Here is an 18,252-nt window from a genome sequence, read left to right as displayed (position 1 = left end):
ATGTATGTGGCGGTCAAGGGCGGCGAGGCGGCCATCGATGCGGCGCATCGCTGGACGGCCGATGAGCGCCGCGGCGATCCGTCGGTGCCGCCTCTGGCGCTCGACCAGATCGCCAACCAGCTCGGCCGCGCGGTCGACCGCGTGATGGCGGAGGGCGCCCTGTACGACCGCGAACTGGCCGCGCGGGCGATCCGCCAGGCGCAGGGCGACCTGATCGAGGCGGCGTTCCTGCTGCGCGCCTATCGCACGACGCTGCCGCGCCTGGTCGATTCGGAGCCGGTCGACACCGCGGCAATGCTGCTGAAGCGCCGGATCTCCGCCGTTTTCAAGGATCTGCCGGGCGGCCAGCGCCTGGGGCCGACGACGGACTACACCCATCGCCTGCTCGATCTGTCGCCGGATGCGCCTGACCCGCCGCCCGCGGAGCCGCGTGCGGAGCCTGTCCCGCCGCCCGCGCCGGTGCCGCGCGTGACCGATCTTCTGGGCGCGGAATCGCTGATCGAGCCGGATGGCTCCGGCGAACGGCCTGCCGGCGACCTGACCATGGAACCCGTCTCCTTCCCGGCCCCGCGCGGGGTGCGCCTTCAGGCCCTCGCCCGGGGCGACGAGGGCTTCCTGCTCGCGCTCGGCTATTCCACGCAGCGCGGCTACGGCAACAATCACCCCTTCGTCGGCGAACTCAGGGTCGGCGAGGTGCCGGTCAGCATCGTGCCGCCGGAACTCGGCTTCGCGATCGAGATCGGCGACATCACGCTCACCGAGTGCCAGATGGTGAACCAGTTCATCGGCAGCCGGGCGGCGCCGCCGCAATTCACGCGCGGCTACGGGCTCTGCTTCGGCCATGCCGACCGCAAGGCGATCGCGATGGCGCTGGTCGACCGGGCGATGCGCGCGGACGAACTGGGCGAGGATGCCGCATCGCCGGCGCAGGACGTCGAATTCGTCGTATCCCACTGCGACAACATCGAAGCGACCGGCTTCGTCGAACATCTCAAATTGCCGCATCACGTGGATTTCCAGAGCGAGCTGGAAACGATCCGCGCCATGCGGGCCGCAGCGGGGGCCGACGATGCAGGGCTATAATTTCGCCTATCTGGACGAGCACACGAAGCGCATGATCCGCCGCGCGATCCTCAAGGCCGTGGCGATACCGGGCCATCAGGTCCCCTTCGCGAGCCGCGAGATGCCGCTGCCCTATGGCTGGGGCACCGGCGGCATCCAGCTGACGGCGTCGCTCCTCGGCCCGGACGACGTTCTCAAGGTGATCGACCAGGGGGCGGACGACACGACGAACGCGGTGTCGATCCGGCGGTTCTTCGCCCGCACCGCCGGCATCCGCACCACGACCCGCACGGCCGAGGCGACGGTGATCCAGACAAGGCACCGGATTCCCGAGACGCCGCTGCGGGAAGGACAGATCATCGTCTACCAGGTGCCGATACCCGAGCCGCTCTACCGGCTCGAACCGAGCCGCGCCGCGGCCGCGCAGATGCACGCGCTGGCGGATTACGGGGCCATGCATGTCAGGCTCTACGAAGAGATCACGCGCCATGGCCGCGTCGCGCTGTCCTACGATTATCCGGTCATGGTGAACGAGCGCTATCTGATGTCGCCATCGCCGATTCCGGCCTTCGACAATCCGAAGCTGCACATGAACCCGGCCATGCAGCTCTTCGGCGCGGGGCGCGAGAAGCGCATCTACGCGGTGCCGCCGTTCACGGCCGTGCGCTCGCTGGATTTCGAGGATCATCCCTTCGACCCCCGCCGCGCGGATGCCGCCTGCGCGCTGTGCGGCGCGCGGGAGACCTATCTCGACGAGATCGTCTCGGACGATCGCGGCGGCAAGATGTTCGTCTGCTCGGATACCGATTGCTGCGAGGCGCGGCGGGAGACGGCGCCATGACGCTGCTGCAGGCGCGGAACCTCCGCAAGCGGTTCGGCCCGGTCGCCGCGCTGGACGATGTTTCGCTGTCGCTGCGCCGGCGCGAGATCGTGGCGATCGTCGGCGAGAGCGGGTCCGGCAAGTCCACCCTCCTGAACGTCCTGAGCGGCCGCATCGCGCCCGATTCGGGAACCGTGCTGTATGACGAGGGCGAGGGCCTGTCGCCGATCGCCGGGCGCGGCGAGGCGCGGCTGCGGCACCTGCAGCGCACCCGCTGGGGCTTCGTCCAGCAGGACCCGCGGCAGGCGCTCCGGCTTTCGGTCACGGCGGGCGGCAATATCGGCGAGCGGCTGATGGTCTCCGGCGCCCGGCACTACGGCGATATCCGCGCCACCGCCGCGCGCTGGCTCGAAACCGTCGAGATCGATCCGGCGCGGCTCGACGATCTGCCCCGCACCTTCTCCGGCGGCATGCTCCAGCGCCTGCAGATCGCCGCGACCCTGGTGACCGAGCCGGAACTCGTCTTCATGGACGAGCCGACCGGCGGGCTCGACGTGTCCGTCCAGGCGCGGATTCTCGACCTGGTGCGCGGCCTCGTGCGCCGGCTCGGCCTCGCGGTCCTCCTCGTCACGCACGATATCGGCGTGGCGCGCCTCCTCGCCGACCGGCTCGTGGTGATGCGCCACGGCCGCATCGTCGAGACCGGATTGACCGATCAGGTGCTGGACGATCCGCACCATGAATACACCCAGCTCCTCGTCTCCTCGGTGCTGCCCGCATGATCGTGCTCGACGCCGCCGGGCTTGAGAAAACCTTCGTGCTGCACCTGCAGAACGGAACCCGGCTGCCGGTGCTGCGCGGCGCCGGGCTGACGCTGCGCGCCGGCCGGTGCGTCGCGCTGACCGGCCCTTCGGGTGCCGGAAAATCGACCCTGTTGCGCGCGCTCTACGGAAACTACCGGGTTAGTGTCGGATCGATCCGCGTCCGCCATCGCGGCGCCATGATCGACATGGCCGATGCGCCGCCGGAGCGGGTGATCGAGATCCGGCGCGAGACGCTGGGCTATGTCTCCCAGTTCCTGCGCGCCATGCCGCGCCTCGCCGCGCGCGACGTCGTGGCCGCGCCCCTGCTCGACCGTGGCGCCGCCGCGGAGGCCGCCGCCGCGCGGGCGGGGGCGATGCTGGACCGGCTCGGCATTCCAACCCCCCTGCATGCCCTGCCGCCGGTGACCTTCTCGGGCGGCGAGCAGCAGCGCGTGAACCTCGCCCGCGCCTTCGCCTGCGAGTGGCCGATCCTCCTCCTCGACGAGCCGACCGCCTCGCTCGATGCCGCCAACCGGGACATCGTGATCGGGCTGATGCGCGAGGCGAAGGCTCGCGGCGCGGCCCTGCTCGGGATATTCCACGACCGGCACGTCCGCGACGCCGTGGCGGACGAAACGCTGTCGCTCGAACCCCTGAAGGAAAGCGCATGACGACGTTCACCAATGCAAGGCTCGTGCTGCCCGACCAAATCCGCGACGGCAGCCTGTCCGTCGCGCAGGGCCGGATCGCGGCATTCGGCGGCTCCGGCGCGGATGTCGACCTCGAGGGCGATTACCTGATTCCGGGCATCATCGACCTGCACACCGACAATCTGGAACGGCAGACCCAGCCGCGCAACAACGCGCGCTGGCCGTCGCGGTCCGCCCTGCTGACGCATGACGCGCAATGCGCTGCGGCCGGCATCACGACGGTGTTCGACGCCCTCTGCCTCGGCGATATCGGCTTCGGCAAGGCCCGCAACCAGACCTTCGAGGACGCCTTTGTCGACCTGCGCGCCCTGTTGCCGCTCGGCGCCCTGAAGAGCGAGCACTTCCTGCATCTGCGCTGCGAACTCCCCGCGCCCGAAATGCCCGGCATGCTGGCCCGCGCCATCGACGACGATCGCGTGCGGCTGATCTCGCTGATGGATCACAGCCCCGGTTTGAGCGGGCAGTATGCGGATGTCGAGCGTTACCGGCAGATGCGGCGCGACGAGGGCGTCGCCGAGGGCGAGCTCGACACCATCATCGCCGAGTTGCAGGACAATCATCACGCCTATCACGGCCCGAACCGCGCCTTCGTGATCGCCGAGGCGCGGCAGCGCGGCATTCCGCTCGCCTCCCACGACGATCACACCGAGGCCGATGTGGCGCGCAACGCGGAGGAAGGGATCGGGATCGCCGAATTTCCCGTCTCGCTCGCCGCCGCGCGGGCCGCCCGCGCGCGCGGCATGCGCAGCATCGCCGGCGCGCCGAACATCGTGCGCGGCGGGTCGCATTCCGGCAATGTCGCGGTGCTCGACCTGGTCCGCGAGGGCCTGCTCGATGCGCTGGCCTCGGACTACGTGCCGGCGTCCATGCTGGAAGCGGTGTTCTGCCTCGCCGCGCGCGAGATCCTGCCGCTGCCCGCCGCGATCGGGCTGGTCACCGCGGGGGCCGCGGACATCGCCGGGCTCGACGATCGCGGCCGGCTCGCCGTCGGACTGCGGGCCGATCTCGTGCAGGTGCGGGTCTACGAGGGTCTGCCGGTGGTCCGGTCCGTCTGGCGGGAGGGCGTGCGCATTGCCTGAACCCCACCGCGCCGCCGTCTACTACGTTCCCGAACCGGATGATCCGCTCTGGTCGCGGGGCTGCGCCTGGCTCGGCCGCGATCCGCTGAGCGGAGAGCGCCTGCCCCAGCCGCCGGTCGCCGGACTCGAGGGCATGACGGAGTCGCCAAGGCGCTACGGCTTCCACGCGACGCTGAAGCCGCCGATGGCGCTGCGGCACGGGCTCGACGCCTTCATCGCCGATGCGGCGGCGCTCGCCGCGCGGTGGCGGCCCTTCGACCTGCCGCCCCTCGACATCGCCAACCTGCACGGCTTCCTCGCCCTGTGCCTCGCCGGGGCTTGCCCGCCGATGCGCGACCTCGCGGATGCCTGCGTCGCCGAACTCGATCACCACCGCGTGCCGGAGGACGCGGCGGCGCGGGCGCGGCGCGCCGAAGGCCGCCCCGCCGCCGAGCGCGCGTATATCGAGCGGTGGGGCTATCCGCTGGTGTTCGATGCGTTCCGCTTCCACATGACGCTGACCGACCGGATCGCCGACAATCCGCTCGTCCCCGCCGCCGCCGCGCATTTCGGCGAGACCCTGGCCGCGTCGCGGCGCGTCACCGGGATCGCCGTCTTCGTGGAAGAGGGCGCGGGGGCGCCGTTCCGTCTTGCCCGCCGCCTGCGCTTCGGCGCCTGATGCCGCGATCGGGCCGCCTCGTGCTGGTCGTCGGCCCGTCCGGCGCGGGCAAGGATACGGTGCTGCGCGAGGCCAGGCGCCACCTCGGGCATGCGCCGGACATCGTGTTCCCCCGGCGCGTCATCACCCGGCCGCCCGATCCGGCGGAGGATCACGAACCGGTCTCCGACGATGAGTTCCAGCGCCGCGCCTTCGCCCTCTCCTGGTCGGCGCATGGCCTGAGCTACGGCATTCCGGCAAGCATCGTCGGCGATCTCGACGCCGGGCGGATCGTCGTGGTCAACGTCTCCCGCGCGATCGTGGCCGATGCGCGGCGCCGCTTTCCCTGTTTCGTCGTCGCGGTGACGGCGGCGCCCGCCATCCTCGCCGCGCGGCTCGCGGTCCGGCGGCGCGAAACCGCGGCCGAAATCGGCGCGCGGCTGGCCCGCGCCGCGGCCCCGGTCGAGGCCGATGCCGTCGTCGCCAACGAAACCACGCCGGAAGCGGCGGGGGCGGCGTTTCTCGGCATCCTGCTCCGCTGCCGCGACCTGCCCTGCCTGCCGTGATGCGGCGGGCGCCCCGCCGCTAGAGCACTTTCCGATCCTGTTGGATCGGATAACGATACTCTACGGCTCGAACACCAGTTGCACGCGCGGCGCCGGATAGATCGACAGGCCGAATTCGATCGGCGCCCCGCCCTCCGCGATGTTCAGGGATTCCGTGGCCAGCAGGGCGTCGCTGCGGGCCATGCGCAGCAGCCGCGCCTCGCGCGCATCCGGCTGGCGGGCGCAGACGCGCGTCCACTTGCGCGTGTAGTCGGCGATCCCGAGCGCGGCCAGCGCCGCGGTGATCGACCCGCTGTGCCGCAGCGCCTCCAGCAGTCCCGGCAGTGCCCGCGCGGGGAAAATGTGCCGCGACAGCGAGATCGGCGTCGAATCCGCCGAGCCGATGCGCTCCAGCAGGATCACCGGTTGCGCCGGCGCCAGCCGCAGCGCCTCGGCGGCGGCGGCGGCTTCGGGCAGGGTGTCGAGGGCGGTTTCCTCCAGCATCAGGATATCGCCGAGCGGCGTGCGGTTGTGGCCGCGCACCCATTCCGAGAATCGCGGCCGCTGGCCGATCCGGTAATCCAGCACCTCCTCCGCCACGAACGACCCCCGTCCATGCTCGGTGCGGATGATGCGCGCCTTGGCCAGTTCCTCCAGCGCGCGGCGAACGGTGTGGCGGTTGACGCCGTAGCCCTGGGCGAGCCGCGCCTCGGTCGGCAACCTCGTGTCGTGCGGGTAGACCCCCTCGCGAATGTCGCGGGCCAGCGCGTTGGCGATCTGGCTCCAGAGGGCCTCACCCCGTTTGCGTTCGAAATCCATGCCTAGCAGATGCCGGAAACGGCGGCCCGAATCCAGAGATGGCCGGCCTCAGGCGGCATCAGCCCGCTTGCCGCCGCCGGGGCTTCGGTGCCGCCGCCGCCGGCGCGGCCGGGAACCGGGCGGGCGCGGGCGGCGAAACACGCCGGACGTCCGCCGGGTCGATCACCCGCAGGTCGCGATACACGCCGCCCTCGCGGCTGAAATGCGGATTGTAGAACGGGTCGCGTTTCAGCGCTTCGTCCCATCTTTCGCGCATCGTCTCGTTTTCCAGCATGAACCGCGCCAGCTTGCTCTCGTCGAAATCGTCGCCCCGGCTCAGGCTCTCGCGATGTTCGCAGACCGCGTCGGCGCTGAAGATGATGCGGTATCCCGCCTGCCTGATCTTCATGCAGAGATCGACGTCGTTGAACGCCACGCTCAGCCCGTCCTCGTCGAAGCCGCCAGCCGCCTCGAACGCCTCGCGGCGGACCAGCATGCACGCGGCGGTCACCGCAGAAACCTCGCGGCAGGCGATGGCATTGGCGATGTAGCCCGGCTTGTCGGCCGGCAGTCCGCGGAAACTGTGATCGGCGATCCCGCCGACACCCAGAACCACGCCGGCATGCTGCACGGTCTCGTTCGGATAGAGCAGTTTCGCGCCGACCGCGCCCACGCCCGGATCGGCCAGCGCCTCGTTCAGCATCGTGCGCAGCCATTCCGGGTCGCTCACGAACACGTCGTTGTTCATGAACAGCAGAAATGGGAAGCGCGCCGCCTCCACCCCGCGATTGTTGATGCGCGAGTAGTTGAACGGCTCGGCGATGCGGATCACCCTCGTGTCCGGCAGGTTGCCCTGCTCGACGGCGAAGCCCTCCGCCTCCTCGTCCTGCGACCAGTTGTCGAGGAGAAGAATCTCGTAGCGCGCGCCCCGCGTCACGTCCCGGATCGCCTCGACGCACGCGCGCGTCATCCCGATATGGTCGCGATACGGGATCAGGATCGAAACGCCCGGGTCCTCGCTCATGCGGAAGCTGGTGCGATAGCAGGTCAGCCCGCCCCGCCGTTCGGTCCGCGCCGCCAGGCCCCGCCGCTTCAGGTGCGCGGCGACGGCGGCGGCGCCGGCCAGCGCCGCCTTCGGCTTGGCCGCCCCGGAGCCGGCGGTCGACTGCGGCGTGATCCGCCAGTGATACAGGATTTCCGGCACATGGTGGATCTCGTGCGCGCCGAGCCGCTCGACCAGGCGCAGCAGCAGGTCGTGGTCCTGCGCGCCGTCCAGATCCGGGTCGAGCCCGCCGGCGGCGCGGACCAGCGCCGCCTCGGCGACGACGAGATGGCAGATATAGTTCAGGTCGAGCAGCAGCCGGTAATTGAAGTCCGGCTTGAAATTGGGCTCGGAAAACGCGCCGCGCCGGTCGATCTTGTCCTCGTCGGAATAGAGCAGCCGCGCCCCGGTCGCGGCCTGAGCCCGCATCATCGCGTCGAGCGCGCAGGGTTCCAGCACGTCGTCATGATCGAAGAAGGCGATGAAATCGCCCGTCGCCGCCTCGATCGCGCGGTTGGTCGCGGCGGCGATCCCGGCATTGGCCCTGCGCGCATGCACGCGGATGCGCGGATCGGCGTCGGCGAGGCGCTTCATCAGCGCGGCCAGCCGCGCATCGCCGCTGCCATCGTCCACCAGGATGAGTTCCCAGTTCCGGTAGGTCTGCGCGCGCACGGAATCCACCGCGGTCACGAACTCGCCGTGATCGGGCCGGTAGACCGGGCAGATCACCGAAACCAGCGGCGCGTCGGCGCGCGCGCCGTAGCGGGCGGCGATCCGGGCCCCGGCGAGGGGTTGGCTGCGCGCGGCCCAGCTCCGGTAGCTCGCCAGCGAATGGCCCTCGGCCGGCAGCACCGCCTTGAGCTCGCGCCGCAGCCGGTAGGCGTAGCGGAACAGGTCGTCCGCCTGTTCGATCAGCCCTTCGATGCGCTCGCGCTCGGCCGAGCCGGGCATGCGCAGCTCGACCGGGCTGCCGCGCAGGGCGACGCGGCCGGGCATCACGTGGAAGTCGAAGCTGAGCGTTCCGCCGCTGCGCCGAAGCTCCGGCGGCGGCGACCACGAGAAGCCGCAGGCCGGGTCGGCGCCGAGCGCCTCCGCCACGTCCGCCCGGAACTGGTCGGCCATCAGCTCGGCGACCGGCTGGCCGTTCGTCGACACCACGACGCGGGCGCCGCCCGCTTTCTGCCCCGTCCGCTCGTCGACCTGCAGCACCCAGCCCTGGATCAGCCCGTCCACCAGCCCGTCCAGAACGCCGTCCACGCGCACCTGCCGCGCGAGGCAGAAATGCAGCTCCGGCAGCACGAAGCCGCCCCGGCCCGGCAGGCCGACCGGGCGGCCATCCACGGTGGCCAGGGTGAGGACGTGGCGAAGCCCGTCCTGATGCATGGCCGGGATGGCGAACTGGAAGCCGACCTTCGTGTTCGGCAGGCTCAGCCGCCGCAGGTCCGGCCGGTCGAGATCGCACTGGATCACATCGGCGACCTGCCCGTCGATCAGCACGCGCAGCGCCAGCGGCCGGTCGATATCGGCCGTATCCACCGCCCATCCGGCCAGCGTCGCATCCTCGATCCTGTCGAGAAACCCGAGAATGGTCGACGCGGGCATGGTCGGCGCGGGCGCCGCGCGCGGCGCGGAGGGTTTGGACTTCGCGCGTCCCGCTCCGCTGGCCGGCAATCTGGCCATGGAAATCTCCTTGTCTGAAATGTCGTGCGCCGCGGCACGGCGCGGCCTCAAATGCGGATTCGACGATGCATGTTTTCTAACCGCCGGACAGTCCGGCGGCAAGCGATCGGCCGGGGGTGCGGCCGGCGAGTTGCCAAGCCCGGCACGATTGCCTATACCGCCCCCTTCCAGCGCGATCAGGTCGCGAGCCCGGGCCATTTTGGCATGCCCGGCCGCACGCCGCGCGCCCGGCAGGCGTCGGGTATGGACGAGAAGGAGTATGAAATGCCGAAGATGAAGACCAAGTCGTCGGTCAAGAAGCGGTTCAAGATCACCGCGACCGGCAAGGTGATGGCCGGCCACGGCAACAAGCGCCACGGCCTGATCAACCGCTCCCAGAAGATGAAGCGCACCAATCGCGGCACGATGGCGCTGCCCGAGCAGGACGGCAAGACCGTCAAGCAGTGGGCTCCCTACGGTCTGGATTGAGGAGCGATAGACAATGGCACGCGTCAAACGGGGTGTGACGACCCACGCCCGTCACAAGAAGGTTCTCAAGCAGTCCAAGGGGTTTGTCGGCCGTTCGTCGACCAATTACCGGATTGCGCTCGAGCGTCTCGAAAAGGCGCTCCGCTACGCCTATCGCGACCGCCGGAACAAGAAGCGCGAGTTCCGCGCCCTCTGGATCCAGCGCATCAACGCGGCCGTGCGCGAGCAGGGCATGACCTACAGCCAGTTCATCGCCGCCCTCAAGGCCGCGAATATCGAGCTGGACCGCAAGGTGCTCGCCGCCATGGCGTTCGACGATCCGGCCGGTTTCACCGCGATCGTCGAGGCCGCGAAGGCCGTGCGCGGCTGATCGGCTAATCCGGTGCCGGTCCGCGCCCGCGGATCGGCACCAGGTGCCGCATGAACAGCGCGGCACAGGACGCCCAGCTGTGGCGTTCGGCAAAGCGCCGGCAGTCGGCGCGGTCAAGCTTCAGGGCGGCCAGCGCCGCCGATCCCAGATCCTCATCGAGAACACCGACCGGCGGCGTCGCGCCCCCGATGATGTCGGCCGGCCCCGCCACCGGAAACGCCGCGACGGGCGTGCCGCTCGCCAGCGCCTCGAGCACGACGAGGCCGAACGTGTCCGTCCGGCTCGGAAACACGAAAACATCCGCGCTGGCGAACAGGCTCGCCAGGTCCGGGCCGTGCCGCGTGCCCAGAAACACCGTCCGCGGTCCCGCATGGCGCCGTTCGAGCGCCGGCCGGGCCGGGCCATCGCCGACGATGAGCTTCGTGCCCGGCAGGTCGAGATCGAGAAAGGCGGGCAGGTTCTTCTCCACCGCGAGCCGCCCGACCGAGAGAAAGATCGGCCGCTCGTAAGGCAGGTCGATCGCCCGGCCGGGGTTGAAGAGGTCGGCATCCACGCCACGCGACCAGAGCAGCGTGTTCGAAAACCCCCGCGCGCGGAGCTCGTCGGCGAGCGAAACGGTCGCCACCATCGTGCCGGCGCCATGCAGATGGAAGCGCCGCAGCCAGGCATACGAGAGCCGCCGGGGCAGGGCGGTCCGCGCCGCGAGATAGTCGGGAAAGCGGGTATGATAGGCGGTGGTGAACTGCCAGCCCCGGCGGCGGGCCAGGCGCGCGGCGGCGACGCCGAGCGGCCCTTCGGTGGCGATGTGCAGCGCGTCCGGGGCAAAATTGTCGACAATCCGGCCGAGCCGCCGGCCCGGCGCGACCGCGAGGCGGATTTCGGGATAGAACGGGCAGGGCAGCGTGAGGAACCGGTCCGGCCCGACGACGAGCACCCGCTGGCCGAGCCGCGCAAGCTGATCCGCCAGCATCGAGAGTGTCCGCACGACACCGTTCACCTGGGCGTGCCAGGCGTCGGTGACGATCATGATTCCGGCGGGATCAGGCAGGTGCCGCATCCATTGCGCCGGGCTGGGCGGTCTCGCCGCGGGGAGCGAGGAAGGAGAGCCGGTTGAGCGCGGCCCAGTCGAGCAGTTCGAGCCTTCCGTCGTGATGCTCGACGAGCGCCGTGCAGCTTTCCACCCAGTCGCCGTCGTTGATGTAGCGCACGCCGTTGACCACGCGCATTTCCGGATGATGGATATGGCCGCAGACCACGCCGTCGAAGCCGCGCGCCGAGGCCTCGGCGGCCAGCGCGACCTCGAACCGGTCGATCGCCTTCACCGCCTCCTTCACCTGGCGCTTGAGATAGGCGGAGAGCGACCAGTACGGGTAGCCGAACCGCGCGCGGGCGATGTTGAACCAGCGGTTGAGAACCAGCGCCCCGGTATAGGCCCAGTCGCCGAGAACCGCGAGCAGCTTCGCATAGCGCACGACCGAGTCGAACTGGTCGCCGTGGATCACCAGCAGCCGCTCGCCGGCGGCGGTGACGTGCTCCGCTTCCTCGGCGAACCGCACGCCGGCGATTTCGAGCCCGAGATGAAGATAGCGCCGCACGAGTTCGTCGTGATTGCCCGGCACATACGTGATCTTCGCGCCGGCCCGCGCATGGCGGAGCAGCAGGTTGATCACGTCGTCATGGTGGCGGTCCCAGTACCAGCCGCGGCGCAGCCGCCAGCCGTCGATGATGTCGCCGACGAGGTAGATGTGCTCGGCGCTGGTCCGCCGCAGGAAATCGGCGAGGAAATCCGCCCGGCTGCCGCGCGTGCCGAGATGGATGTCCGAGATGAACACGCTGCGATAGCGGATGATCGCGCCGGGGACTGTCATGGCGCGCTCACTACGGCGTGCCGGCGCGTCGCGCCTAATGAAAGTCCGGTGACAGGGCCTCGATCTTTACAACGACATGACGCACTGCGCCGATAAAGGCGGGCGAAATCAACCGCCGACCTGGGCCGTCCAGTCCTGCAAATTGTAATAATTGGTGACGCGCGCGATCTTGCCGTCGCGCACATCGAAGAAGGCGCCCGCGGGCAGCACGTAGCGCTGGCCGCGCGCCTCGGGCAGCCCGGCATCGGTCTTCAGATATTCGCCATGCACCACGAATTCCGCCGCGGCGCGCCGCCCGTCGGCGCTGGCGAAGACGACGATGTCGGTCAGGCGCTCGCGATACGAGACATTCATGTGATCGAGAAAGGCGGCGAAGGCGGCACGGCCGGTCTCCCGCTGGCCCTGGTTGATGTCGTGCGCGACATCCTCGCTCAGCAGGTCGAGCATGCCCTGCGGCCGCCCCTCATTGAACGCGGCGTAATAGGCTTCGATGAGGGCCCGGGTCGCTTCGGCTGGCGTGCTGTGCATGGTCATCCATTCCTGAAAGGAGCGGATACATTCCAGACTTTGCGGCGGGCTTCAAGGCCGCATCCCCTTGCCGGCCCCTCGGCCAGAGATTACCCTATACGTAAACTTATTGGAGCGAAACATGAGCCAGCCCGAAAGCCGCCAGTTCCGTCTGATCCGCCGCCCCGTCGGCCTGCCGAAGCGGGATGATTTCGAATTCCGCGTCGAGCCGGCGCGCCCGCCGGAAGCCGGCGAAGTCATGGTCGGCGTCGAATACATCTCGCTCGACCCCGCGATGCGCGGCTGGATGAACGAGGGCAAGTCCTACATCAAGCCGGTCGGGCTTGGCGAGGTGATGCGCGCCGGCGCGATCGGCACGGTGATCGAAAGCCGCGCCGAGGGCTTCGCCGCCGGCGACGTGGTGACCGGCCCGCTCGGCGTGCAGAGCGTCGCGACCCTCGCCGCGAAGGACTGCCTGAAGGTCGATCCGTCCCTGGCGCCGAAGCCGCTGTTCATTTCCACCCTCGGCATGCCGGGCATGACCGCCTATTTCGGCCTTCTTGCCGTCGGCGAGCCGAAGCAAGGCGAGACGGTGGTGGTCTCCGCCGCCGCCGGCGCCGTCGGCGCGCTGGTCGGGCAGATTGCGAAGATCCAGGGCTGCCGCGTGGTCGGCATCGCCGGCCGCGAAGACAAATGCCGCTACATCGTCGACGAACTCGGGTTCGATGCGGCGATCGACTACAAGACCGAAAGCGTGCCCGACCGTCTGCGCGAAACCTGCCCGAACGGCATCGACGTCTATTTCGACAATGTCGGCGGCCAGATCCTCGACGATTGCCTGGCCCGCATCAACCTGCGCGCGAGGATCGTCATCTGCGGCGCGATCTCGCAATACAACAGCACGACGCCGGTGCGCGGGCCGGCGAACTATCTCTCGCTGCTCGTCAATCGCGCGCGGATGCAGGGCATGATCGTGTTCGACTGGGCCGACCGCTACCCCGAAGGCATGCGGGCGATGGCCGGCTGGCTGAAAGAGGGCAAGCTGAAGAGCCGCGAAGACATCGTGGACGGACTCGACAATTTTCCCGAAACGCTTCTGAAACTTTTCACCGGCGAAAATTTTGGAAAGCTTGTCCTGAAGGTCTGAAATGACGATCGGCGGTATTGGGGACTTGCACTGATGCCGCCGATATGCCACGAGGCCGTCACAATTTAGTGACTGGCCCCGCTGGGGCCGACGAGGGGAAAATGTCTTTCATCTTGATCTCGGCCCCCGCCGTTGCGGCGGCAGGCGATCGCCTGTGCAATGGCTGACAATATTCTCGAAGCTCGTGGCCTGTCCAAGGCATTCCGTGGTTTCATGGCCGTGCAGGACGTCGATCTGTCGATCGAACGGGGTAGTATTCATGCCCTGATCGGTCCGAACGGGGCCGGCAAAACCACCTGCTTCAACCTGCTGACCAAATTCCTGCAGCCGAGTGCCGGACGCATCGTGTTCGAGGGGCGCGACATCACCGAGCTCAAGCCGGCGGACGTCGCGCGTCGCGGCATGGTCCGCAGCTTCCAGATTTCGGCGGTGTTCGGGCACATGAGCGCGCTGGAGAACGTCCGCGTCGCCCTGGCCCGGTCGCGCGGCGGCAATTTCGATTTCTGGCGCAGCGAACGCGCGCTTTCGGTCTTCAACGACCGCGCGCACGAACTCCTCTACGATGTCGGCCTTTCGGACAGTGTCGATGTCCCCGCGGCCGAGCTTTCCTACGGCCGCAAGCGCGCCCTCGAGATCGCGACGACGCTGGCGCTCGATCCGAAGCTGATGCTGCTCGACGAGCCGACCGCCGGGATGACGGAATCCGACGTGGCGCGGATCGTCGCCCTCATTCGCCAGATCCGCAGCGGCCGGACCATCCTCATGGTCGAGCACAATCTCTCGGTCGTTTCCGGCCTCTCGGACCGGATCACCGTGCTGGCGCGCGGACGGGTGCTGGCCGAGGGCGACTATGCCAGCGTTTCCGCCGATGAAGCGGTGATCACCGCCTATCTCGGCTCGGAGCATGCCGATGCTTGAAGTTGCCGATCTCAACGCCTGGTACGACGAAAGCCATGTCCTGCACGGCATGAAATTCGAGGTGCGCGAGGGCGAGTGCGTCACCCTGCTCGGCCGCAACGGCGCCGGAAAATCCACGACGCTGAAGGCGATCATGGGCCTGGTGCCGAAGCGGTCCGGCAGCATCCGCTTCCGCGGCGCGGAACTGATCGCCGCCCGTCCGGACACGATCGGCCGGGCCGGAATCGGCTTCTGCCCGGAGGATCGCGGCATCTTCGCGGGCCTGTCGGTCGAGGAAAACCTGATGCTGCCGCCGGTCGTCGCCCCCGGCGGCATGAGTGTCGCCGATATTCACGAGCTGTTTCCCAACCTCCGCGAACGCGCGAAGAGCCCCGGAACGAAACTCTCCGGCGGCGAGCAGCAGATGCTGGCGATCGCCCGGATCCTGCGCACCGGCGCGAAGCTGCTGCTGCTCGACGAGCCCACCGAAGGCCTCGCCCCGGTCATCGTGCAGCAGATCGGCCACATGATCGCCGAGATCAAGCGCCGCGGTTTCACCGTTCTGCTTGTCGAACAGAATTTCCGTTTTGCCGCCAAACTTGCTGACCGGCACTACCTCGTCGAGCATGGCCAGGTCGTCGACATGATCCCGGCCCATGAACTCGCGGCCCGCGCCGAGTCGCTCAACCGGCGACTTGGTATCTGAACCCCAACGAAGGAAACATCCATGGACCTGACCAGAAGAAACCTTCTCGGCGGCGCCGCCGCCGGTGTTGCCGCCGCCACCCTGCCGGGCGCGCGGGCGCGCGCGGCCTCGGCGAAGAAGCTCAAGATCGCGGTGATCAGCGATTTCTCCGGCCCCTATCGCGACATCGGCGGCCCGACCTCGGTGGCCTGCGTCGAGCAGGCGATCGCCGATTTCGGCGCCAAGCAGAAGGGCTACGACGTCGAGGTGATCAAGGGCGATCACCAGGAGAATCCCGGCGTCGGCACCGCTCTCGCGCGCCGCTTCTACGATGAGGGCGCCGACCTGGTGATCGACGTGCCGAACTCGGCGATCGGCATCGCCATCGAGGGCGTCGCGCACGACAAGAACCGCGCCTACATCAACACGAACTCGGCGTCGTCCGAAATCACCGGCAAGTTCTGCAACGCGCAGACCGTGCACTGGACCTACGACACCTACATGCTGTCGCACTCCACCGGTGGCGCCATCGTCAAGGCTGGCGGCAAGAAGTGGTTCTTCATCACCGCCGATTACGCGTTCGGCCACCTGCTGCATGACCAGACCGCGGCGGTCGTCAAGCAGATGGGCGGCCAGGTGCTGGGCAACATCAACTATCCGTTCCCGCAGACGACCGACTTCTCCTCCTACCTGATCCAGGCCCAGTCCTCCGGCGCCGACGTGCTCGGCCTCGCCAACGCCGGCAAGGACACGGTCAACTCGATCAAGCAGGCGCACCAGTTCGGCCTCAACAAGAAGATGCGGATCGCCGGTCTGCTGATCTTCCTGAACGACGTCCACGGCATGGGTCTCGATATCGCCCAGGGCCTGACGCTGACCGAGAGCTTCTACTGGAACCTGAACGACCGCACGCGCGCCTTCATGAAGCGCGTGAAGCCCCGCACGCCGAACAACTACCCCTCGATGGGCCAGGCCGGCTGCTACTCCGGCACGCTGCACTTCCTCAAGGCCGTCGAGGCCATGAACAACATGAAGGACGTCAAGAACGGCGCCGCCGTCATCGCCCAGATGAAGAAGATGCCGACCGATGACGACGCCTACGGCAAGAAGTACATCCGCGAGGATGGCCGCTTCATGTGCGACGCCTACCTGTTCCGCGTGAAGTCGCCCTCCGAGAGCAAGGAGCCGTGGGACTACTACGAACTCCTCGCGACCACCCCCGCGAAGGACGCCTTCATGCCGATGGCGGCAGAAGGCTGCCCGCTGGTCAAGGCCTGAGGCACAGCCTGCCATGAAGAGATCCACGTCATGCTCATGATCCTCGGCAAGCCGGCGCCGCTGCTGTTCGGGCAGTTGCTGCTCGGCATCATCAACGGCTCGTTCTATGCGATGCTGTCGCTCGGGCTGGCGATCATCTTCGGCCTGCTCAACGTGATCAACTTCGCGCATGGCGCGCTCTTCATGGTCGGCGCCTTCGTGACCTGGGGGCTGCTGCATTATCTCGGCATCGGCTACTGGCCGGCGATGGTGCTCGCCCCCGTCATGGTCGGTGCGTTCGGGCTCGGGCTCGAACGCACGCTGATCCGCTTCACCTACAAGCTCGACATTCTCTATGGCCTGCTGCTGACCTTCGGCCTCGCCCTCGTGCTCGAAGGGCTGTTCACCAACGCCTATGGCAGCTCCGGCGTGTCCTATTCCGCACCGGGCATCCTCTCCGGCACGCTGGATCTCGGCTTCATGTATCTGCCGGTCTATCGCGGCTTCGTGGTCGTCGCGGCGATCGTCATCTGCGTCGCGGTGTGGTTCGTGATCGAGAAGACGAGCCTCGGCGCATTGCTGCGCGCCGCGACGGAGAACCCCTCGCTCGTGCAGGCCTTCGGCGTGAACGTGCCGCGCGTGATCGCGCTCACCTTCGCCGCCGGCGTCGCCCTCGCGGGGCTCGCCGGCGTGCTGGCGGCGCCGCTCTATTCGGTGAACCCGGGCATGGGAACCGACCTGATCAACACCGTCTTCGCCGTCGTCGTCATCGGCGGCATGGGATCGATCGGCGGCGCCATCCTCACCGGCTTCGGTCTTGGCATCATCCAGGGCTTCACCGAGGTCTATTACCCGGCGGCGTCGTCGGTGGTCGTGTTCGCGGTGATGGCCGTGGTGCTGCTGGCCCGTCCGGCCGGCCTGTTCGGAAGGGTGGCGTGATGTTCGGTTTCACCCGTGCCCAGGCCGTGGGCTTTCTGCTCATGGCCGCGCTTCTCGCGGTCGCCCCGTTCGTCGTCTACCCGATCTTCGTCATGCAGGTGATGTGCTTCGCCCTGTTCGCGATGGGGGCGAACCTGCTCATGGGCTACACCGGCCTGCTGTCGCTCGGCCAGGCCGCGTTCTTCGGCATGGGCGGCTATGTCGCCGGCTACATGATCCAGACGATGCACGCCTCGACCGAGGTCGGCCTTCTCCTCGGCGGCCTCACCGCCGCCGCGATCGGCGTCGTGTTCGGCTGGCTCGCCATCCGCCGGCAGACCATCTATTTCGCGATGATCACGCTGGCGCTCGCCCAGCTGGTCTATTTCTTCGCCGTGCAGGACACCGGCTTCACCGGCGGCGAGAACGGCATCCAGAACATCCCGCGCGGCGCGCTCTTCGGCAGCATCCCCTTGCATGCCGACAAGCAGATCTACTGGCTGGTCTTCGCGGTGTTCATCCTGGGGTTCCTCTTCGTGCACCGGGTGATCCACTCGCCCTTCGGGCAGGTCGTGAAGGCGATCCGGGAGAACGAGAACCGCGCCATATCGCTCGGCTACAAGGTCGAGCACTACAAGTGGATCATCTTCGTCCTGGCCGCCGCCCTCGGCGGCGTGGCCGGCGGGTTGAATGCCCTGGTCGTCCGCATCGCGACGCTCACCGATGTCGGCAACGTGACATCCGGCCTCGTCGTCCTGATGGTGCTGGTCGGCGGCATCGGCACCGTCTTCGGCCCGCTGGTCGGCGCGGCGATCATCGTCGCGATGCAATACTACCTCGCCAGCTTCAGCGACTGGGTGACGGTGATCCAGGGAACGATCTTCATCGCCTGCGTGCTGGCGTTCCGCCGCGGCGTTGCCGGCGAAGTTGCCTCCTGGCTCAAATTGTCCCTTTAATGC

Annotated in this window: 20 protein-coding genes; 15 read left to right on the top strand and 5 right to left on the bottom strand. The window is 68.5% G+C overall.

All coding sequences use genetic code 11. The annotated features are described in order from the left end of the window. The 7 genes from RT91_RS09495 to phnN are packed head-to-tail and all read left to right on the top strand — an operon-like array spanning nt 1 to nt 5,677. The gene (locus RT91_RS09495; protein ID WP_007421761.1) at nt 1-1,083 is read left to right on the top strand and encodes a carbon-phosphorus lyase complex subunit PhnI; all 1,083 of its coding nucleotides are present in this window, start codon (nt 1-3) and stop codon (nt 1,081-1,083) included. Next, nucleotides 1,070-1,903 carry an alpha-D-ribose 1-methylphosphonate 5-phosphate C-P-lyase PhnJ gene (locus RT91_RS09490; protein WP_035187019.1) on the top strand — a complete coding sequence of 278 codons (834 nt, stop codon included), beginning with the start codon at nt 1,070-1,072 and terminating at the stop codon, nt 1,901-1,903. Before RT91_RS09495 ends, RT91_RS09490 begins: the two co-directional genes overlap by 14 nt. Beyond that, entirely contained in the window at nt 1,900-2,664 is a 765-nt protein-coding gene (gene phnK, locus RT91_RS09485) for a phosphonate C-P lyase system protein PhnK (protein WP_007421759.1), read from the top strand. The genes RT91_RS09490 and phnK overlap by 4 nt, the downstream gene beginning before the upstream one ends. Beyond that, on the top strand, nt 2,661-3,356 hold the full coding sequence (gene phnL / locus RT91_RS09480; RefSeq protein WP_035187017.1) for a phosphonate C-P lyase system protein PhnL: 696 nt from the start codon (nt 2,661-2,663) through the stop codon (nt 3,354-3,356). The genes phnK and phnL overlap by 4 nt, the downstream gene beginning before the upstream one ends. Beyond that, nucleotides 3,353-4,474: an alpha-D-ribose 1-methylphosphonate 5-triphosphate diphosphatase gene (locus tag RT91_RS09475; RefSeq protein ID WP_012040410.1), complete on the top strand. Its 1,122-nt coding sequence runs from the start codon at nt 3,353-3,355 to the stop codon at nt 4,472-4,474. Before phnL ends, RT91_RS09475 begins: the two co-directional genes overlap by 4 nt. Next, a complete protein-coding gene (locus tag RT91_RS09470) occupies nt 4,467-5,132 on the top strand; it encodes a DUF1045 domain-containing protein (RefSeq protein WP_035187014.1) in 666 nt (221 codons plus the stop codon). Before RT91_RS09475 ends, RT91_RS09470 begins: the two co-directional genes overlap by 8 nt. Continuing rightward, entirely contained in the window at nt 5,132-5,677 is a 546-nt protein-coding gene (gene phnN, locus RT91_RS09465) for a phosphonate metabolism protein/1,5-bisphosphokinase (PRPP-forming) PhnN (RefSeq protein WP_035187011.1), read from the top strand. Before RT91_RS09470 ends, phnN begins: the two co-directional genes overlap by 1 nt. Before the next feature lie 60 nt (nt 5,678-5,737). On the opposite strand, the gene phnF is transcribed toward phnN, so the two are convergent. Next, nucleotides 5,738-6,475: a phosphonate metabolism transcriptional regulator PhnF gene (phnF, locus tag RT91_RS09460; protein ID WP_007423840.1), complete on the bottom strand. Its 738-nt coding sequence runs from the start codon at nt 6,473-6,475 to the stop codon at nt 5,738-5,740. 58 nt (nt 6,476-6,533) lie between these two features. Further along, nucleotides 6,534-9,176, bottom strand: a complete 2,643-nt coding sequence (locus RT91_RS09455) for a glycosyltransferase family 2 protein (RefSeq protein WP_035187008.1) — start codon at nt 9,174-9,176, stop codon at nt 6,534-6,536. Nucleotides 9,177-9,440: 264 nt separating this feature from the next. Here RT91_RS09455 and rpmI point away from each other — a divergent pair, with 264 nt between their 5' ends. Both rpmI and rplT read left to right on the top strand, forming a co-directional pair. After that, complete coding sequence (rpmI, locus tag RT91_RS09450) at nt 9,441-9,644, top strand: 50S ribosomal protein L35 (protein WP_012040415.1); 204 nt, start codon at nt 9,441-9,443, stop codon at nt 9,642-9,644. Nucleotides 9,645-9,657: 13 nt separating this feature from the next. Further along, on the top strand, nt 9,658-10,014 hold the full coding sequence (gene rplT, locus RT91_RS09445; RefSeq protein ID WP_007421713.1) for a 50S ribosomal protein L20: 357 nt from the start codon (nt 9,658-9,660) through the stop codon (nt 10,012-10,014). 4 nt (nt 10,015-10,018) lie between these two features. Here the strand turns inward: rplT and RT91_RS09440 are convergent, their stop codons facing one another. The 3 genes from RT91_RS09440 to RT91_RS09430 form a co-directional block, all read right to left on the bottom strand. After that, nucleotides 10,019-11,071 carry a glycosyltransferase family 1 protein gene (locus tag RT91_RS09440; protein WP_007421714.1) on the bottom strand — a complete coding sequence of 351 codons (1,053 nt, stop codon included), beginning with the start codon at nt 11,069-11,071 and terminating at the stop codon, nt 10,019-10,021. After that, complete coding sequence (locus RT91_RS09435) at nt 11,055-11,882, bottom strand: UDP-2,3-diacylglucosamine diphosphatase (RefSeq protein WP_007421715.1); 828 nt, start codon at nt 11,880-11,882, stop codon at nt 11,055-11,057. Before RT91_RS09435 ends, RT91_RS09440 begins: the two co-directional genes overlap by 17 nt. 108 nt (nt 11,883-11,990) lie before the next feature. Next, nucleotides 11,991-12,416 carry a ketosteroid isomerase-related protein gene (locus RT91_RS09430; protein ID WP_035187005.1) on the bottom strand — a complete coding sequence of 142 codons (426 nt, stop codon included), beginning with the start codon at nt 12,414-12,416 and terminating at the stop codon, nt 11,991-11,993. A 115-nt stretch (nt 12,417-12,531) separates the two neighbouring features. On the opposite strand from RT91_RS09430, the gene RT91_RS09425 reads away from it, so the two are divergent. From RT91_RS09425 to RT91_RS09400, 6 genes are all read left to right on the top strand, one after another. Further along, nucleotides 12,532-13,536: an NADP-dependent oxidoreductase gene (locus RT91_RS09425; RefSeq protein ID WP_007421717.1), complete on the top strand. Its 1,005-nt coding sequence runs from the start codon at nt 12,532-12,534 to the stop codon at nt 13,534-13,536. Nucleotides 13,537-13,695: 159 nt separating this feature from the next. Continuing rightward, nucleotides 13,696-14,454 carry an ABC transporter ATP-binding protein gene (locus tag RT91_RS09420; protein WP_012040418.1) on the top strand — a complete coding sequence of 253 codons (759 nt, stop codon included), beginning with the start codon at nt 13,696-13,698 and terminating at the stop codon, nt 14,452-14,454. Further along, nucleotides 14,447-15,139, top strand: coding sequence for an ABC transporter ATP-binding protein (locus RT91_RS09415; RefSeq protein WP_007421719.1), 693 nt, complete (start codon nt 14,447-14,449; stop codon nt 15,137-15,139). The genes RT91_RS09420 and RT91_RS09415 overlap by 8 nt, the downstream gene beginning before the upstream one ends. A gap of 21 nt (nt 15,140-15,160) precedes the next feature. Continuing rightward, nucleotides 15,161-16,396, top strand: a complete 1,236-nt coding sequence (locus RT91_RS09410) for an ABC transporter substrate-binding protein (protein ID WP_007421720.1) — start codon at nt 15,161-15,163, stop codon at nt 16,394-16,396. 30 nt (nt 16,397-16,426) lie between these two features. Then, entirely contained in the window at nt 16,427-17,314 is an 888-nt protein-coding gene (locus RT91_RS09405) for a branched-chain amino acid ABC transporter permease (RefSeq protein WP_007421721.1), read from the top strand. After that, nucleotides 17,314-18,249 (top strand): branched-chain amino acid ABC transporter permease, encoded by a 936-nt coding sequence (locus RT91_RS09400; protein ID WP_007421722.1) that lies wholly within the window; start codon nt 17,314-17,316, stop codon nt 18,247-18,249. Before RT91_RS09405 ends, RT91_RS09400 begins: the two co-directional genes overlap by 1 nt. Nucleotides 18,250-18,252: the final 3 nt, after the last annotated feature.

Origin of the sequence: Acidiphilium sp. JA12-A1 (assembly GCF_000724705.2) — a bacterium.
GTDB classification, from domain to species: domain Bacteria; phylum Pseudomonadota; class Alphaproteobacteria; order Acetobacterales; family Acetobacteraceae; genus Acidiphilium; species Acidiphilium multivorum.
The sequence above is the reverse complement of the archived record's forward strand: the minus strand, read 5'-3'. Positions and strand labels throughout refer to the sequence as shown.

Bases quoted from the DNA above. Each gene is read 5' to 3' on its own strand.
- RT91_RS09495 (WP_007421761.1), top strand. From the start codon at position 1: ATGTATGTGGCGGTCAAGGGCGGCGAGGCGGCCATCGATGCGGCGCAT.
- RT91_RS09490 (WP_035187019.1), top strand. From the start codon at position 1,070: ATGCAGGGCTATAATTTCGCCTATCTGGACGAGCACACGAAGCGCATG.
- phnK (WP_007421759.1), top strand. From the start codon at position 1,900: ATGACGCTGCTGCAGGCGCGGAACCTCCGCAAGCGGTTCGGCCCGGTC.
- phnL (WP_035187017.1), top strand. From the start codon at position 2,661: ATGATCGTGCTCGACGCCGCCGGGCTTGAGAAAACCTTCGTGCTGCAC.
- RT91_RS09475 (WP_012040410.1), top strand. From the start codon at position 3,353: ATGACGACGTTCACCAATGCAAGGCTCGTGCTGCCCGACCAAATCCGC.
- phnN (WP_035187011.1), top strand. From the start codon at position 5,132: ATGCCGCGATCGGGCCGCCTCGTGCTGGTCGTCGGCCCGTCCGGCGCG.
- phnF (WP_007423840.1), bottom strand. From the start codon at position 6,475: ATGGATTTCGAACGCAAACGGGGTGAGGCCCTCTGGAGCCAGATCGCC.
- RT91_RS09455 (WP_035187008.1), bottom strand. From the start codon at position 9,176: ATGGCCAGATTGCCGGCCAGCGGAGCGGGACGCGCGAAGTCCAAACCC.
- rpmI (WP_012040415.1), top strand. From the start codon at position 9,441: ATGCCGAAGATGAAGACCAAGTCGTCGGTCAAGAAGCGGTTCAAGATC.
- rplT (WP_007421713.1), top strand. From the start codon at position 9,658: ATGGCACGCGTCAAACGGGGTGTGACGACCCACGCCCGTCACAAGAAG.
- RT91_RS09440 (WP_007421714.1), bottom strand. From the start codon at position 11,071: ATGCGGCACCTGCCTGATCCCGCCGGAATCATGATCGTCACCGACGCC.
- RT91_RS09435 (WP_007421715.1), bottom strand. From the start codon at position 11,882: ATGACAGTCCCCGGCGCGATCATCCGCTATCGCAGCGTGTTCATCTCG.
- RT91_RS09430 (WP_035187005.1), bottom strand. From the start codon at position 12,416: ATGACCATGCACAGCACGCCAGCCGAAGCGACCCGGGCCCTCATCGAA.
- RT91_RS09425 (WP_007421717.1), top strand. From the start codon at position 12,532: ATGAGCCAGCCCGAAAGCCGCCAGTTCCGTCTGATCCGCCGCCCCGTC.
- RT91_RS09420 (WP_012040418.1), top strand. From the start codon at position 13,696: ATGGCTGACAATATTCTCGAAGCTCGTGGCCTGTCCAAGGCATTCCGT.
- RT91_RS09415 (WP_007421719.1), top strand. From the start codon at position 14,447: ATGCTTGAAGTTGCCGATCTCAACGCCTGGTACGACGAAAGCCATGTC.
- RT91_RS09410 (WP_007421720.1), top strand. From the start codon at position 15,161: ATGGACCTGACCAGAAGAAACCTTCTCGGCGGCGCCGCCGCCGGTGTT.
- RT91_RS09405 (WP_007421721.1), top strand. From the start codon at position 16,427: ATGCTCATGATCCTCGGCAAGCCGGCGCCGCTGCTGTTCGGGCAGTTG.
- RT91_RS09400 (WP_007421722.1), top strand. From the start codon at position 17,314: ATGTTCGGTTTCACCCGTGCCCAGGCCGTGGGCTTTCTGCTCATGGCC.